Annotated in this window: 13 protein-coding genes and 1 pseudogene; 6 read left to right on the top strand and 8 right to left on the bottom strand. The window is 70.9% G+C overall.

Features of this window, described 5'->3' with window-relative positions; all coding sequences use genetic code 11:
• The first annotated feature begins 240 nt into the window (after positions 1–240).
• The 3 genes from VP06_RS02225 (at position 241) to VP06_RS02215 (ending at position 3,059) form a co-directional block, all read left to right on the top strand.
• On the top strand, positions 241–666 hold the full coding sequence (locus VP06_RS02225) for an acyl-CoA thioesterase (protein ID WP_048462207.1): 426 nt from the start codon (positions 241–243) through the stop codon (positions 664–666).
• 232 nt (positions 667–898) lie between these two features.
• Positions 899–1,195, top strand: a complete 297-nt coding sequence (locus tag VP06_RS02220) for a helix-turn-helix domain-containing protein (protein ID WP_053081494.1) — start codon at positions 899–901, stop codon at positions 1,193–1,195.
• A gap of 265 nt (positions 1,196–1,460) precedes the next feature.
• Complete coding sequence (locus VP06_RS02215; protein ID WP_048462204.1) at positions 1,461–3,059, top strand: fatty acyl-CoA synthetase; 1,599 nt, start codon at positions 1,461–1,463, stop codon at positions 3,057–3,059.
• Between the two features lie 142 nt (positions 3,060–3,201).
• Here the strand turns inward: VP06_RS02215 and VP06_RS02210 are convergent, their stop codons facing one another.
• The 7 genes from VP06_RS02210 to VP06_RS02180 all read right to left on the bottom strand — a co-directional run bounded on the left by VP06_RS02210 (position 3,202) and on the right by VP06_RS02180 (position 13,272).
• Entirely contained in the window at positions 3,202–4,791 is a 1,590-nt protein-coding gene (locus VP06_RS02210) for a methyl-accepting chemotaxis protein (protein ID WP_197093107.1), read from the bottom strand.
• 948 nt (positions 4,792–5,739) lie between these two features.
• On the bottom strand, positions 5,740–8,643 hold the full coding sequence (locus VP06_RS02205) for a bifunctional [glutamine synthetase] adenylyltransferase/[glutamine synthetase]-adenylyl-L-tyrosine phosphorylase (protein ID WP_048462202.1): 2,904 nt from the start codon (positions 8,641–8,643) through the stop codon (positions 5,740–5,742).
• Positions 8,640–10,085, bottom strand: coding sequence for a sensor histidine kinase (locus VP06_RS02200; protein WP_048462201.1), 1,446 nt, complete (start codon positions 10,083–10,085; stop codon positions 8,640–8,642). The genes VP06_RS02205 and VP06_RS02200 overlap by 4 nt, the downstream gene beginning before the upstream one ends.
• Positions 10,082–10,771, bottom strand: coding sequence for a response regulator transcription factor (locus VP06_RS02195; RefSeq protein WP_048462205.1), 690 nt, complete (start codon positions 10,769–10,771; stop codon positions 10,082–10,084). The genes VP06_RS02200 and VP06_RS02195 overlap by 4 nt, the downstream gene beginning before the upstream one ends.
• Positions 10,772–11,320: 549 nt before the next feature.
• Positions 11,321–12,064: a YoaK family protein gene (locus VP06_RS02190; protein WP_048462200.1), complete on the bottom strand. Its 744-nt coding sequence runs from the start codon at positions 12,062–12,064 to the stop codon at positions 11,321–11,323.
• Positions 12,065–12,162: 98 nt separating this feature from the next.
• Complete coding sequence (locus VP06_RS02185; RefSeq protein ID WP_048462199.1) at positions 12,163–12,534, bottom strand: response regulator; 372 nt, start codon at positions 12,532–12,534, stop codon at positions 12,163–12,165.
• 126 nt (positions 12,535–12,660) lie between these two features.
• Positions 12,661–13,272, bottom strand: a complete 612-nt coding sequence (locus tag VP06_RS02180) for a pyridoxamine 5'-phosphate oxidase family protein (protein WP_048462198.1) — start codon at positions 13,270–13,272, stop codon at positions 12,661–12,663.
• Between the two features lie 128 nt (positions 13,273–13,400).
• Between VP06_RS02180 and VP06_RS02175 the strand changes: the two genes are divergently transcribed.
• Complete coding sequence (locus tag VP06_RS02175) at positions 13,401–14,207, top strand: thioredoxin domain-containing protein (RefSeq protein ID WP_048462197.1); 807 nt, start codon at positions 13,401–13,403, stop codon at positions 14,205–14,207.
• A gap of 92 nt (positions 14,208–14,299) precedes the next feature.
• Entirely contained in the window at positions 14,300–15,130 is an 831-nt protein-coding gene (locus VP06_RS02170; protein ID WP_048462196.1) for a beta-keto acid cleavage family enzyme, read from the top strand.
• 304 nt (positions 15,131–15,434) lie between these two features.
• Here the strand turns inward: VP06_RS02170 and VP06_RS02165 are convergent, their stop codons facing one another.
• Positions 15,435–15,956, bottom strand: coding sequence for a phasin (locus VP06_RS02165; protein WP_048462195.1), 522 nt, complete (start codon positions 15,954–15,956; stop codon positions 15,435–15,437).
• Between the two features lie 252 nt (positions 15,957–16,208).
• Here VP06_RS02165 and VP06_RS02160 point away from each other — a divergent pair.
• Positions 16,209–16,576, top strand: a pseudogene (locus tag VP06_RS02160) (PAS domain-containing sensor histidine kinase); the annotation flags it as partial.

Raw genomic sequence — 16,576 nt, 5'->3', positions numbered from 1 at the left:
AAGCACGGCAACATTCCCTCACTCACGACGCCAACACCAAGGCCCGCCTGGTTCACGCCCGGCGGGCTTTGTCGTGTTCAGAGGCCCTCTTGCGCAGTTCCGCCATCCCACCCAACGTCCCTGATGATCCCCGTCGGGGCGGCATGCGGCGGCGTGGAACCTCGAATTTTCGAACTTACCCAGCGCCACTTTCCCTTTATGGTAACGCCCGGTCTCTTTCGTCACGCCCCGGTCCTGCCGATGTCCAGCGCTTCGCCTGAAAATGCCTGGGGTCCTCCGGTGATCCGCACCATCGCCATGCCGGCCGATACCAACCCGGCCGGCGACATCTTCGGCGGATGGCTCATGGCACAGATGGATCTCGCGGCCGGCAACGTGGCGGCCCGGCGGGCGCGGGGGCGCTGTGCCACGATCGCAGTCGAGGGGATGACCTTCCTGCAACCCGTCGTGGTTGGTGACGAGGTCAGCCTCTACGCGAAGATCGTCGCGGTGGGCCGGTCCTCGATCCGCATCCAGATCGAAGCATGGCGCCGCGCCCGGGAGAGCGAGGAGACGATCAAGGTCACCCAGGCTTTGTTCACGTTCGTGGCGATCGACGAGAACCGGCGCCCGCGCCCGGTACCGGACGCTGCGGCAGCCGAGGGCTCCGGTTCGAGTCCTCTGTGATCCTTACGACCGAAGCTGTCGACGTCCGGCCTGCATGGTTGCCGGTTGCCGCTCAGAGCCACCAACGGTCGGTTCGTCTCGGGCGGGGGAGGCACGACGGGGTTCCGGCGATGGTGACCTGCAGAAGCGATCCCACGTTTCGCCCCCCTCTCGGCGACGCATGGCATGGCGGCCGACGGGCATAGCTTGGTCAGGATCATTCGCCGAAGCGGTGATGGATCCGGCGACAAACATGATCGCCTTGACCGCGGCGGCACAGATTGCGCCCAACCTCGACCGCGACCTGACCGTGGCGGACCTCGCCGCGGTCGCCTGCCTGAGCCCGTGCCACTTTGCGCGGATGTTCAAGGCGGTCGGGGACCACGCCGGACAGCGTCGTCAGCGCCGCGCGCCTCGAGGAGGCGCGTTGCCTCCTGGCCCGGACCGCGACGCGACGCGGCCCGGCGAGATCGCCCTGCACTCCGGCTTGTCTGGACAATCCACCTTCACCAGCGCCTTCAAGCGCGCCACCGGATGCCCCCGGGGATAATCGCCTTCCGCGGAGCCCGCCAAAGCAAGCCCCGCAAACGACAGAGCAGGAATCGTGAAGACGCCGGCTTCAGGGACGGAGACCATCGATGCGTCACAGCCGGGCGCGGTGCCGGCCGCCCCGTGCCTGAGGCTCCTGGAGGCCAGCGGCCGTCCTACGCCGTTCGTCTAAGGGAAGGCGGCGTCACCTTGCCGATACCATCGGACGAGCGACGCGGCCCCGTGACGACGGCGGGGCACGACGGAGCCTTGAGGGAGGAGCCACCATGGGATCCGACGAGACGCTCGCCGGCCGCGAGGCCGCACGCGCGCGGCGCGACACCATCTCCGACGCCTTGCGGCGCACGGCGCGGCGCCACCGCGACCGCATTGCCCTGTCGTTCGGCGAGCGGCGTTGGAGCTTTACCGCCCTGGACCGCGCCGTCGACCGGGTCGCTCGCGGCCTGCTGGAAGCCGGGCTGACGCGGGGCGACCGGCTCGGGGCGCTGGGGCGCAACTCGGACGCCTACCTGATCCTGTGGCTCGCCTGCGCCCGCGCCGGTCTCATCCACGTCCCGGTCAACTACGCGCTGACCGGGCGCGAGCTGCGCTACATCGTCGAGCAATCCGCGACGCGGGCCCTGATCGTCGATCCGGCGCTGGCGGGCAACGCCCGGGAGGCGTTGGACGACGCGACCGGCCCGTGGTTCGGAACCTTGTTCGGCGGCACCGGCGGCCTCGACGTGCTGCGGCTCGCACAAGGCGACGGCGCGGTCGAGCCGGTCGACGTGCCGGTCGCCGACGACGACGTCGTGCAGCTCCTCTACACCTCCGGCACCACGGCGGCACCGAAGGGCGCCATGATGACGAGCCGGGGCCTGCTGGCCGAATACCTGAGCTGCATCATCGCCCTCGATTTCGGCCCCGGCGACCGGGCGCTCGCCGCCCTGCCCCTCTACCACACGGCGCAGATGCACGCCTTCACCATGCCCCAGCTCCTCGCCGGGGCCGAGACGGTGCTGATCGAGGCGCCGGCGCCGGAGACCTGCCTGCGCCTGATCGAGGAGCACCGCCTCACCTCGTTCTTCGCGCCGCCGACGGTCTGGATCAGCCTCCTGCGCTCCCCCGACTTCGCGCGGCGCGACCTCTCCTGCCTGGCACGGGTCTATTACGGGGCCTCGATCATGCCGGTGCCGGTGCTGGAGGAGTTGCGCACCCGCCTGCCCGGGGCGCAGCCCTACAATTGCTACGGCCAGAGCGAGATCGCGCCGCTCGCCACCGTGCTGCGCCCCGAGGAGCACGATGCCCGCCCGGCCTCCTGCGGCCGCCCGGTCTTCAACGTCGAGACCCGGGTGGTCGACGACGCACTGCGCGACGTGGCGCCGGGCGAGCGCGGCGAGATCATCCACCGCTCGCCCCAGCTGATGGCCGGGTACTGGGACAAGCCGGAGGAGACGCGCGACGCCTTCCGTGGCGGCTGGTTCCATTCGGGCGATGTCGGGATCATGGACGAGGCCGGCTACATCACGGTGGTCGACCGGGTGAAGGACGTGATCAAGACCGGCGGCACCATCGTGGCGAGTCGCGAGGTCGAGGAGGTGCTGTTCACCCATCCGAGCGTCTCGGAAGTGGCGGTGATCGCCCTGCCCCATCCGCGCTGGATCGAGGCGGTGACGGCGGTGGTGGTGCTGCGGCCGGGCGCGAGCGCCGGGGCCGAGGAGCTGATCGCCCATTGCCGCACCGGGCTGGCGCCGTTCAAGGTCCCGAAGCGGATCCTGTTCCAGGAGGATTTGCCCCGCAACACCGCCGGAAAGCTGCTCAAGCGCGAGTTGCGGGCGCAGTATGCGGGGCTCGACTGGCAAGGCGACGAGAGGCAGGGCGGATAGCTCGAACCCCGCCATCCAGAAGTGCGGGCCGGCGCCGATCCTCGTGACGAGGTTTCATCCACGACAGACAGCGGTGCCGGCCGGGAACTCGTCCCAGCCGGCCCTTCGGGGCTCTTGCGGAGCCCGGGGGAAGGCGGGCGGCTCAGGCCGCCCGGACCGTGGCGAGGAACCGCGCCACCTCCGCCCCGAGATGCTCGGATTGCCGCGACAGCTCGGTGGCCGAGGCGAGGACCTGGGTCGCCGCGGCGCCCGTCTCTTCCGCGGCGCCGGCGACGCCCGCGATGTTGCCGGTCACCTCACCGGTGCCGGTCGCCGCCTGGGCGACGTTGCGGACGATCTCCTGGGTGGCGACCCCCTGCTCCTCGACCGCGGCGGCGATCGCCACCGTCACGGTGTCGATCTCGCGGATTCGCTCGGTGATGGTGGTGATCGCCGATACGGTCTCGCCGGTGGCGCTCTGCACCGCGGCGATCTGCTGGCCGATCTCTTCCGTCGCCCTTGCGGTCTGGGCCGCGAGTTCCTTCACCTCGGCGGCGACCACCGCGAAGCCGCGACCCGCAGCCCCGGCCCGCGCCGCCTCGATCGTGGCGTTGAGGGCCAGCAGATTGGTCTGCGCGGCGATCGACGAGATCAGGCTGGCGACATCGCCGATCCGGCTGACAGTGTGGCTGAGTTCGCGCACCTGGGCGCCGGTCCGGTCGGCCTCCGCCACCGCCTGTCGGGCGAGCCCGGCCGACCCGTCGACCTGGCGGCCGATCTCGGCCACCGAGGCGCCGAGCTGCTCGGCCGCCGCCGCCACGGTCCCGACATTCGAGGCGGCCTCCTCGGCAGCGGCGGCGACCGCGGCGGACTGGCTCGCCGTCTCAGTCGCCGTCCCGGTCATCTGCCCGGCCGTCGCCTGCAATTCGGTGGCGGAAGTCGAGACCAGGCCGACGATGCCGCCGACCGCCCGCTCGAACCCGTCGGCCAGCTCCATCATGGTGCGCCGGCGCTCCTCGGCCGCCGCCGTGTCGGCGATCCGCTTGATCTCGGCCTGCTCGGCCGCCTTCTGCGCCACCATCGCCTTGATACCTTCGACCGCCCGGCCGATGGCGCCGATCTCGTCGCCGCGGCGCGCCTCGGGAATCTCGGCCTCGATGTCGCCGCGGGCCATGCGCTCGAGCACGGTCACGAGACGGCCGATCGGGCGGGTGACGCCGAACAACGCCACCAGCGCCACCGTGGCAAGGCCCAGCAGGAGGCCGAGGCTGCTGACGGCCATCAGCCGCAGGCGGGTCGCGTTGGTCTGGTCGGACAGGTCGTTGGAGCTCTTGGTGACGTAGTCCTGGATGTCGAGGGCGAGCGTCCTGGTCTCCTGGATCTGCGCGGCCAGGACCGGATCGACGCTGCGCCGGACGAGCGCCAGCGCCTCGGCGTTGCGGTGAGCGGTGCCGAGATGGCGCACCTCCACGAGCCTGGCGGCGAGGCCGTCGAACTCACGGGCGAGCGTGTCGATGCGGCCGGCAAAGGTCGGTGCCTGCTCGCTCAATGCCTTGAGCGTCGGCTTGATCGACGCTAGGGCTTCGTCGAATTCGGTGCTGGAGCGGCGCATCTGCGCCTCGTCCGTCTCGGCGATGATGCGGAACGTCGCCGAGGTCAGGGTGTACAAGGTGCGGTTGAGGCGGCTGGCACTGGCTGGCGCCCGCGCCTCCCGCACAAGAAACACGCTGTAGGCGTCGTCGATCGCCATCATGCGCCCCTGCGCGTACCAGACACAGGCGCCCACCGTCGCGGCAATCAGCAGGACGGCGACGGTGAGCTTGTGAAGGATCTTGAATTTGGCGAGCACGGGCCCTGTCCCCGGTTGATGTCCGTTCCCTCGCAAGAAACGACATTTTGCTTAATTTAAGGTAAATCTCGAACATTCTCATTGCCGCAGCAAATGATCGGCAGCGAGTTCTGCAAACACGCAGGCAATTCGTATATTTATACTTCCAAATAGATAACGGTTATGTGATTCTGGAACATCTGATAGTCGGAAACTGAAGTCGAAATCCTTCCGCAGCTGCAATGCGCGACACTCACAGATGTTCCCGACAGGTGCTCCAGAAATTCGGAGCGCCTTCCGACGATGCGGCATCGCCTGTCACATAAAACGCAGCAAAAACAAATGCTTACAGCAGAATTCGAGCAACCGGGGCAAATTCGCGGGCGACAATCCGATATGGCTCGGACAGGGCGGTTCGATGGAGCCGCAAGCCCTTGCCCACCCAGCATCTCGCATCCGCGAGATCAAGAGTGCTGCACCTGCTTGCCCGCGAGTGGGCCCGGTTACAAGACCCCATGATACCGTCACAGGACGCGACGGCGGCGGGAATCCTGCCGGCGCCGGGCTCTCCCACCCGCAACCTCACGATGAGATCGAGAATGGAACGGAACAGGGCTCCAGACGGACAATCCTGTCGTGACCTGTAGCACCAACGGTCGTTGACAATGACCTTTGGTGCCGTTCTCGCATTTTCGCCAAGCCCAAGGTCCCGGACATCTGCGCGTGGCGTCGACAATTCGAGATTGGATCAGCGGCCGCGTCGATCTCGGGCCTGCCCGAGAGCGAATCGATGCGTCAGCATCGTCGGCCGTTGGTATGACGCAACGCGATCGGGCGCCGCTCTCGGTCGCGGGCAGGCCAGGCGGCCGCGCTTCAACTCAGGATCGCCACGAAAGCCTCCCGCACCCCGCCCCGCGTCTCGGTGAGCTGCGCGGTGAGCGCGGCCTCGTCGGGCTGCCCGAGCGCAGCGGCGAGGCGGGCGCGGGCGGCCGGCGGGGCGGTGCGGCCGAAATCCCCCTCGACCATCAGCCGCTGCCAGTGATGGACGTCGTCGAGGAGCCGGTAGGCGGTGACGAGGCGGCCGGCCTGACCCGCTTCGATGAGGCCGTGATCGCCAGCACGCTCCAGCACATCCGGCGCGTCGAGGCCGACGAGATCGGGATGCGCGGCCGCATGGGACAGCACCAGGCTCTGCGCCAGGAAGTCGAGGTCGAGGAGCCCGCCGGGAGCGAGCTTCAGGTCGAGGGGGCCATGATCGCCCTTCTCGCGCTCGATCAAGGCGCGCATCGCCCGAACCTCCCCGGCGACGGCCTCGGCGTCGCGCGGCTGGCACAGGACCGCGGCGGCGGCGGCCTCGGCCTCGGTCATCAGGCGCGCATCGCCGGCAATGGCCCGCGCGCGGGTCAGCGCCATGTGCTCCCACAGGGCGGCCTCCTCGCGCCAATAGGCCGAGAAGCGTTGCCACTGGTTGGCGATCGGCCCCTGGCCGCCGCTCGGGCGCAGGCGCAGATCCACCTCGTAGAGCCGGCCGCGCCGGGTCGGCACGGTGAGCGCGCCGACGAGACGCTGGGTCAGACGGTTGTAGTAGACCGCCGCGTCGAGGCGGCGCCGCCCGTCGCTCTCGCGCCGCTCCGGGTCGAAATCGTACAGGACCACGAGGTCGAGATCGGAATCGGCGGTGAGCTGGCGCGAGCCCAGCCGTCCGAGGCCCAGCACCGCGATGCGGCCCCCCGGCACCCGGCCGTGGTCCTCGGCGAAGGCGGCCTCCACGGCGCGAAGCGACACCGCGATGGCGGCCTCGGCGATGCCCGCATAGGCCCGGCCGGCGCCCGCGGGCGGCAGGATGCCGGAGAGGAGCCGGGCACCGGTGACGAAGCGCAACTGGCGGGCGGCGTCGCGGCTGCGGTCGAGGACATCTTCCAGGTCGCGCGGCTGGCCGAGGCCGAGGCGGAACTGCTCGGCCAGGGCGTCGGCTTCCGTGACCGGCGCCACGAAGGCGGGATCGATCACGGCGTCGAGGACGTGCGGGCTGAACGCCACCGTGTCGGCGAGCCGCGGCACGGTGCCGAGGAGATCGGCAAAGAGCAGCCGCAGCCGCTCGTGCGAGCGCAGGATGGTCAGAAGCTCGACCGCGGCCGGCATCCGCCCGAAGGCGCGGTCGAGGGCGGCGAGCGCCCCGTCCGGATCGGCGGTGCCGGACAGCGCCTGGATCAGGGCCGGGACCAGCTCGGTCAGCACCTCGCGGGCCCGTGGGCTCGTCACCGCTGGGCGACGGCCGAAATGCCAGCCCCGCACGGTCTCGGTCGCCCGTTCCGGTGCCCGGAAGCCGAGGCGGCGCAGGGTCGCCAGCGTCGCAGGGTCGTCCTCGGCACCGGTGAAGACGAGGTCGCCCACCTCCGCCGCGAGGTCCGGCTCGGCCTCGAACAGCAGCGCGTAATGCCCCTGGACCCGGCGTGCCTCGGCGGTCAGGGCCTCGCCGAAGGCGGCCTCGTCGGGAAAGCCGAGGAAGCGGGCGAAGCGGGAGAGTCTCGAAAGGTCGTCGGGCAGACGCTGGGTCTGCTCGTCGGCCACCATCTGCAACCGGTGCTCGACGGTGCGCAGGAAGCGATACGCCGTGGAGAGTTCGTCGCGGGCCTCCGGGGTGATCCAGCCCTCGTCGTGGAGGGCGGCCAGCATGTCGAGGGTGCGCCGGCCGCGCAACGTGGGACGACGCCCGCCGAAGACGAGCTGCTGGGTCTGGACGAAGAACTCGACCTCGCGGATGCCGCCGCGCCCGAGCTTGATGTCGTGGCCGGCCACCGCGATGGCGCCGTGGCCGCGCACGGCGTGGATCTGCCGCTTCATCGCGTGCACGTCGGCGATCGAGGCGAAATCGAAGTATTTGCGCCAGATGAACGGCCGCAGCTCCGCCAGGAAGTCGTCGGCTCGCGCCTGATCGCCGGCGATGGGCCGGGCCTTGATGAAGGCGGCGCGCTCCCAGTTCTGCCCGACCGTCTCATAATACGTGTAGGCGGAGGGCAGCGACAGGGCGGTCGGGGTCGAGCCGGGATCAGGCCGCAGGCGATAATCGACCCGGTGGACGTAGCCGTCGGCGGTGCGTTCCTGGAGCAGCTTGGCGACGGTTTGCGCGATCCGGCTGAAGAACGGCGTCGCCTCGACGCCCTCGCGCAAGGGGGCGGCGTCGGGATCGAACAGCACGATCAGGTCGACGTCGCTCGAATAGTTCAATTCCCCGGCGCCGAGCTTGCCCATGCCGAGCACGATCAGGCCCGATCCGTCCTGCGGCCTGCCTAAGTCCGGCGGCCGGAAGCGGCCGGTGCCGGCGGCCTGAGTGAGCGCCGCGTCGACCGCGGCGCTCACCGAGGCGTCGGCGAAATCCGACAAGGCCGCCGTCACCTGCTCCAGGGACCAGACCCCGCCGATATCGGCGAGCGCGACCAGCAGCGCGTGGGCGGCGCGGTTGCGACGCAAGGCGCGGGCGACGTCGCCTCCCGCGAGTCCCGCTCCCCGCTGGTCGGCCAGGATCGCGGCGTTCGACGCTTCCGGCGGGGTCGCCAGCAAACGGGCGAGCCGGGCGGGATCGCGGGCGGCGAGGCCCCAGAGGAACGGCGAATGATCGGCAAGGCCGAGGAGAAGGTCGCGGGCCGGGCCGTCCTCGCCGAGGACGGGAGCGAGATCCGGCGCCTCGGCGAGAAGGTCGGACAATCGGGTTTGCGCCCGCTCCGGCTCGGCGAGGCGGGGCGCAGCCGTGAGGCGCGCGGCGAGCGACGCGGTCATGCGGCGATCTCCTTGGGCGCCTGGTCGCGCGGGGCCGGCAGCCGCAGCACGGCGCGCAGGCCCGGCGCGTTGTCCTCCAGCGTGAAGGTGCCCTGATGCAGGCGGGCAACGGCATTGACGAGGCTCAGGCCGAGCCCGAAGCCCGGCCGGGTGCGGGCGGTCTCCAGCCGCACGAAGCGCTCCAGCACCCGGCCGCGCTCGGCCTCCGGGATGCCCTCGCCCCGGTCGGCGACCGACAGCACGATGTCGCCGTCCTCCCGCCGCGCCGCGACGCGGACCACCGGCTCGGCCGCGGCCGCACCGTATTTCAGGGCGTTGTCGATCAGGTTCGCCATCGCCTGTCCAATCAATTCGCGGCTGCCATGCAGCACCAGCCCGTCCTGGATCTGGGCTTCCAGGGCGACGCCGCGTTCCTCCGCCACCGCTTCGTACAACTCGGCGACCTCGAGGGCGACCGCCCCGGCGTCGAATTCGGCGAGCCCCTCGCGGGCATTGCCGGCTTCCAGGCGGGCGATCATCAGCAGGGCGTTGAACACCCGGATCAGGTTGTCGCTCTCCTCGATGTTGGCCTCGAGCGCGGCCCGCAAGGCATCCGGATCGCTTCCTTCGCGGAGCGCCGCGTCGGCCTTGTTGCGCAGGCGGGTGAGCGGGGTCTTGAGGTCGTGGGCGATGTTGTCCGAGACCTCGCGCATGCCACGCATCAATTCGCCGATGCGGTCGAGCATCGCGTTGAGGTTGCTCGCCAGCCGATCCAGCTCGTCGCCGGTGCCGGCCAGGGTCAGCCGCCCGTCCAGATCGCCCGCCATGATGCTGCGGGTGATCTCGGTCATGTGGTCGACGCGCTTGAGCACGCGCTGGGCGATGAACCAGCTGCCGAGGAAGCCGAGGCCCACCACCAGCATCAGCGACCACGCGAAGGCCCGCCCGATCACCGCCCGCAGGCGGTCGCGCTCCTCGACGTCGCGGCCGACGAGCAGGCGGAAGCCTCCCGGCAGGGTGAAGATCCGCACGATCGCCCGGTGGTCGAGACGGTCGTTGTCGGTGCTGCGGGCGTAGGCCGTTTCGACCTGGCCGGGCTGGGCCAGCGTCCCCGGGGGCAGCGCCTCGACATTCCCGACGACGTGCTCGCCCGCCGGGGTCGTGACGAGGTAGAGCGAGGCGCCGGGCTCGCGCGCACGCCGCTCGACCACGCCGACGAGGCGGCGGAGCCCCCCCGAGGCGTATTGGTCGGACAGGCCGTTGATCTCGGCCTCGATGGTCGAGACGATCTGGTCGTCGAGGACACGCCGCGCGTTCCAGGCGACATAGCCGAGCGCGAAGAACGCGAAGGCGGCGAAGACCAGCAGATAGGCGAGGGAGAGCTTGAACGCGGTGGTGCGGAACAGCGTGCCGAGACGCGCCAGAACCCCGTCCTGCGCCGCCGGCACGGCCGGCGGGCTCACGCCTCGCCGCCGGCGCGGACCATGTAGCCGGCCCCCCGGACGGTGTGGATCATCGGGCGCTCGAAGCCCTTGTCGACCTTGGCGCGCAGGCGGGAGACATGGACGTCGATGACGTTGGTCTGCGGATCGAAATGGTAGTCCCAGACGTGTTCGAGCAGCATCGTCCGGGTGACGACCTGGCCGGCATGGCGCATCAGGTATTCGAGCAGGCGGAATTCCCGCGGCTGGAGCGGGATCTCCTGGCCGGCCCGGGTGACCCGGTGCGACAGCCGGTCGAGTTCGAGATCGCCGACGCGGTAGCTCGTCGCCTCCGCCGAGGAGCCGCCGCCGCGGCGGCGGGCCAGGACCTCGATCCGCGCCATCAGCTCGGAGAAGGCGTAGGGCTTGGGCAGGTAATCGTCGCCGCCGGCCTTGAGGCCCTTCACCCGGTCGTCGACCTGGCCCAGCGCCGAGAGGATCAGCACCGGGGTCTCGACGCCCTGCTCGCGCAGCGAGCGGATCAGCGACAGCCCGTCGAGCTTGGGCAGCATGCGGTCGACGACCAGCACGTCGTAGGTGCCCTCGCGCGCCAGCGCGTAGCCGTCGAGCCCGTCATCGGCGGTGTCGGCGACGTGGCCGGCCTCGCGAAAGGCTTTGCAGAGATAGCTGGACGCCTCGCGGTCGTCCTCGATGATCAGGAGGCGCATGTCGGGCATTGTAGGGCAGATCCCCGGCGCGCGGGAGAGTTCCGTTCCGGGATCCTGGCGCCCTGGCCCCGGGACGGGCCCCGCCCGACGTGCCGCATCGAGGGGGAGGATCGCGGCACGTCGGGCGTCGCCACCGGGGTCGGCAGGCCGAGCGGGGGGATGCTCGGCCTGCCGTGGCGCGGTGCGCCGGGTCGTCTGGGGGGCGACGATGAAGACCCGGCGCCTCGGCCCTCGGGGCCTTTGACCGCGGCGGCGCCCGGGGGGATGAGGGCGCCGCCCGCGTCCGGCGACGTTGCCGGTATGGACCTTGCCAGCTTACGCCGGTGTCTCCGTCCCATGACCGATGCGTAATCTTTGCCGGAGCGCGGATTCTTGCCGGCGCGCGGACTCTTGCCGGAGCCCTTGCCGCTCCGGCGCCGCGTCACACCATCGGCCCAAGATGCTGACGCACCGGGCCGATGAATCATCTCAAATTTTCGATACTGAGCCAAAGGCTTAGCGAAAATTTGAGAACGGCACCAAAGGTCGTTTTTTCAACGACCGTTGGTATCACACCACCGGGGGCGCCGTGGCGGCGGCATCCGGCGCCGGCGACTTGGTGCCGGAGACGAGCGGCCCGTCGCCATGGACCAGGGTCATCGCCAGGGCGATGACGGCCAGCACCGCCGCCACCAGGGCGGGCACCAGGAAGGCACGCTCGCCGAAGACGCCGTGCAGCAGGCCGCCGGTGATCGCCCCCAGGGTGAGGGCGGCCCAGAGCGGCGCCTGGATCCAGAAGGACGGCGAGGGATGGCCGAGCAACAGGTTGGCGAGCCCGGTGCCGAAGCGCACCACCGCGCCGGTGACGTAAGTCAGCGCCAGGCTCCTCCCCTCCTCGTCCTGGAGGACCGCGTTCTGCATGCCGAGCGCGAGCACGATCGGATAGGCGTGGATCGGGAATTCCTCGGGTCCGCGCGGCATCGCGAGGCCGATGCAGAGCAGCAGCGCCTGGAGGCCGAGCAGCACCGCGAGCCGCCAGTAGCCGACGGCCGCGGCAAGCAGGGTGCCGAGGAACGCCCCGAAGCAGAACAGCGCGATGGTGCTGCCGACCCGGGTGACGTTGCCCCAGTCGCCGAGGCTGACTGCGGCGCCGAGGCGGGTGGTGTTGCCGCTCATGAACGACATGAACAGTTGCGAGAATTCGAGGAATCCGATCGCGTCCGCGCAGCCTGCGAGCGCCGACAGGGCCAGCGCGAACGGAACCCGGGTGCTCGCGGAGGCCGGAAAAGCCTTCGTGTCCTTCTCTGCTGCCATGCAGTCCATCTCCTGTGCTGCCGTGGGGGCAGATATCGCTCCGAGGCAGAACAGGGCGGCAGCGTGACGGTTCCGCTGCGGCGCGTCGAAACGAGGCGTCAGCCGCGCCGCAGGCCCGGCAGCACGCCTGCTAGAGCGGTGTAGTCGAAGGGCTTCGACCAGGCGGGAATCGCACCGTAATCGGCCGGGATCGCCGCGGCGTCGTAGCCGGTGACGAACACGATCGGCACGCCGCGCCGCGTCAGCTCGGCGACCAGCGGATAGACCAGCTCGCCCCGCAGGTTGATGTCCAGGACCGCGAGGTCGAGGGTGTGCGAGATGATCAGCGCCCGCGCCTCCTGGACCGTCGGCACCGGGCCGACCACCTCGGCGCCGTGCCGCATCAGCGTCCGCGAAATGTCGTCGGCGATGAAGTACTCGTCCTCGACCACGAGAACCCGCACCGGGTCTGGCGTCTCCCGTCCTGTCATCGTCTGGATCCTCGGACTGACCCTCGCCTCGGCCGCCGCATCCCGGACGGGCGCCGCCAGGATGATGCACGATCACGGCCGGGCACCCTCCTCCGGATGGCCGGCCGGATCGGGACGCGGGCCGCCTCAGTAGAGCCGCGTGCGGTAGGATTCGTCCATCAGCCGCTCGGCCTCGGAGACGCCGATCGCTCCGGTCTGCTCGGCGAGCACGCGGCCGAGGCTCGGGAAGCTCTCGCGCGGCACTTGCGCCGCGGGGTCCCAAAGCCGCGCCCGCATCACCGCCTTGCCGCAATGGAAGAAGACCTCCCGCACCGCGACGACGAGCCCGGTGGTCGGCACCTTGCCCTGGGCTTCGAGCGGCGCCAGCAGCGCGGGATCGGTGGTGAGGCGGGCGGTGCCGTTGACCCGCAGGGTCTCGGTGATCCCGGGCACCAGGAAGATCAGGCCGATGCCCGGCGCGGCGAGCAGGTTGCCGAAGCTGTCGGCGCGGTTGTTGCCGCGCCGGTCCGGGATCAGCAGGGTGGATTCGTCGATCACCTGGACGAAGCCCGGCGCGTCGCCCCGCGGGCTCGCATCGGCGCGGCCCTCCGCGTCCGCGGTGGCGACGACGAGGAACGGCGAGAGCGCGATGAAGGCGCGGGCATGCCGGTCGAGGCGGGGCTGGACCTTGCCCTCGGCCAGGCGGCTGACCGGACCCATATGGTCGCGCAAGGCGGCGGCGTCGTGAATCTCGTCCATGCCGGTCCCTTCCGCCCTGCCCGACCCCGCGGCCCGAGGCTGCGGCGTCTTGTCCGCCAGCCCCGGCGGGGTCGCGGCCGCCCTATCTCCGCCGCGAGGGTGCGGGTTCCTGGCGGTCGATGCAAGCGATGAGAGTTCCCGGCGTCATACGCGCCCGCCTCGGCCTCGCGGCGGTCCTCGCCTGTCTCGGCCAGCCGGCCGCGGCCGGGCTGACGTCGAAGGATCTGTCGGGCGTCGCGCTGGCGCCGCCTCCCGGCGCGCGGGCGCCCCTCGACGCCGCCTTCACGGATGCGGCCGACGGCCGGCCCCTGACGCTCGGGCAGGCGCTCGGCGGGCGCCCCGCCCTGCTCCTGCCCCTCGACTATGCCTGCCGCAACGTCTGCGACCCGATGCTCAGCCTTGCCGGCACGGCCCTCGCCGCCACCGGCCTCGCACCGGGCACGGATTTCCGGCTGGTGACGCTCGGCTTCAACCCGCGCGCCGATGCCGCCACCGCCCGCGCGATGGTGGCGGAGCAGCTCGGCCCGGGGCCGCTCCTGGCCAGCGCCGCCGTGCTCACCGGGGGGCCGGGGCCGGTCGAGGCGGTGACGCGGGCGGTCGGCTACGCCTTTGCCTACGACCGGGACACCCAATCCTACGCCCATCCGGCCGGCGCCCTGGTCCTGACCGGCGACGGCCGGGTCGCCCGGGCCCTCTCGCCGCTGGCGATCACCGCCCGCGACCTGCGCCTCGCCCTGGTCGAGGCCGGCGAGGGACGGGTCGGCGGCGTCGCCGACCGGCTGGTGCTGCTCTGCTACGGGTACGATCCGCAGACGGGGGTCTACACACCGCTGATTCGCCGGATCCTGGCGGCGTCCGGGGTCGTCACGGTCCTCGGCATCGGCCTCCTGGTGCTGGGGCTGCACCGGCATTCGCGCCGGGCCCCCGCGGCGTGATGCGGCCGCGACTCCGTCTCGCCGGGACGGCGCCGGCCGTGCAGAGTGAGGCGGCGCAGAGTTCGGGACGAGCGCGCAGAACCGAGAGACCGATGGCATCCCCCCTCGTCATCACCGTGGCGCCGAACGGCGCCCGCCGCACCAAGAGCGACCATCCCGCCTTGCCGATCGACCCGCGGGAGATCGGCCTCGAGGCCGCCCGCTGCCACGAGGCCGGCGCCGCGATGATCCACCTGCACGTCCGGGACGCGGAGCAGCGCCATACCCTCGACCTCGACCGCTATCGGGCGGCCCTGGCGGCGGTGCGCCGGGAGGCGGGACCGGACATGATCTGTCAGGTCACCACCGAAGCGGTCGGGCTCTACAGCCCGGCCGAGCAGATGGCGGCGATGCGGGCGCTGAAGCCCGAGGCGTTCTCGGTCGCCCTGCGCGAACTCTTCGCCGAGCCGGAGGACGAGGGCGCCGCCGCGGCCTTCCTGGCCGAGCAGGCCCGGGCTGGAGTCATGGTGCAGCACATCCTGTACGATGCCGGCGACGTCACCCGCTTCCAGGGCCTGGCGGCGCGGGGGTTGATTCCTCTCGATCGGGCGAGCGTGCTGTTCGTGCTCGGCCGCTACGCGGTCGGCCAGCGCTCGGACCCGGCGGATCTGCTGCCGTTCCTGACTGCCTGGAACTCCGAGCACCACATCGACCTGCCCTGGGCCCTGTGCGCCTTCGGGCCGCGGGAGGCGGCGTGCCTGATCGCCGCGGCGGCACTCGGCGGGCATGCGCGGGTCGGGTTCGAGAACAACCTCTGGCGGCCGGACGGAAGCCTGGCACCGGACAACGCCGCGCAGGTCGCCGGCCTCGCGGCCCTGGCGCAGGCGGTCGGACTCACCGTCGCCACACCGGCACAGGCCCGGGCGTTGTTCACCAGCGACTAGAGCAGTGTCCGACCAAGTGGACACCGGTTGGTCGCAGGCGATGCGGCAAAGTCAAATGCCTAGAGCATGTTCCGACGAACCGGTATCCACTTCGTCGGAAAATTCTCTAGGCAGACTTTATTTGGCAGGCCAACGCTTCGTCCGCCTCAGTTCTTGTTGATCGCAGAGTTTTGCCGACGAACCGGTGACCGCCTCGGCGACATCTGCTTAGCGCGGCGGAGCACCGCTCACGGTAGCCGCCGACGAAAAGGCCGCGCCCCGAGGGGCGCGGCCGAGGCCGCGCGGACGGAACGGCCCGAGGGCGTTAGGACGCAGCGTCCTTGGCGGCGTTGGTGGCCTGCTCGGTGGCGCTGCGGGCGGCGTCGGCGCCCTTCTGCATCGCCTGGCGGGCCTGCTCGGCACCCTGCTGCATGGCGGTGCGGGCGTGCTCGGCGCTCTGCTGCATCGCCTGCTTGGCGTTCTCGGCGCTCTGCTGCATCGCGCTCTGGGCGAGGCCGCCGAACTCGCGGGCCTGAGTCTGCATGGCGGCGAACTGGCTGCGCACGAACTCGGCCTGGTGCTGCATCGCCTCCTGCACGTCCTTCGCGCGGACGAGCTTCTGGGCGAGGTCGAACGCGGCGTTGACGTTCTGCTCGGCGAAGGAGAAGCCGCGGCTCGACACGTCCTGGGCGTTGTGGCGGGCCATCTCGGCCGAGCCTTGGAGCGTGTCGGCGGTCTTACGCGCCGCGCCGAGGAAGGAATCGAACGCTTTGCGGGCCTGCTCGACGCTCTTCTCCGCGAAGTCCCGCATCTCGGTCGGGATCTCGTAGTTCGGGGTCTGGGTCATGTTCGTCTCCTCATGTTTGGCGCGACCCGCAACGCGGCACGCTGTGGGCCCGGCACGTATTGTGCACCGCACAATAGCATGACCGGAGCGGAATGCCACCTTTTCCGGCAGTCGTTAAGGTTGACGGCGAGATAACGCGGCGACTGCGCATTTCGTGCCGGTGCGGGATGGGGTCAGGTGGTTTAAAGCAGGTCGGCGGAGTCGGGTTCTGACGCGAACCGGGTGCGGTGGTGGTGTGTGCGGGGAGTGGCAGTGGGTCGGGACGTGCTCTTCGAGACGACGATCGAGGCCCTGCGGGCCGTTCCGGCCTTCGGGCATCGCATCGCCGGTGACGATCGCCCGTTCCTGCTCCTCGACCGGACAGCCACCCGGCTGCTCCATGCCTCCCCGGCTGCCGCTCCCTTGAGAGAGACGCTCGCCGATGCGGGAGGGCAAATCGACCCGTCCCTCGGCCTTCCGGCGCAGTTGCGGGGCTCCTTGAGCCTTCTGGTCGGAACGGCGCAGCCGCGGCTCGAGCGCCTGCGGCTGGCCGGGCGCTTGGCCCCGCCCCTGCTCTGCGCCTGCCTGCCCGCCGCCCTGCCGGACGGGGCGCCCGGCCTCGCCGTCGCGATCCTCGATCC

It is taken from the genome of Methylobacterium aquaticum (genome assembly GCF_001043915.1).
Classification (GTDB): Bacteria; Pseudomonadota; Alphaproteobacteria; order Rhizobiales; family Beijerinckiaceae; genus Methylobacterium; species Methylobacterium aquaticum.
Note: the sequence above shows the minus strand (reverse complement) of the source record. Positions and strands in the feature narration are given on the sequence as shown.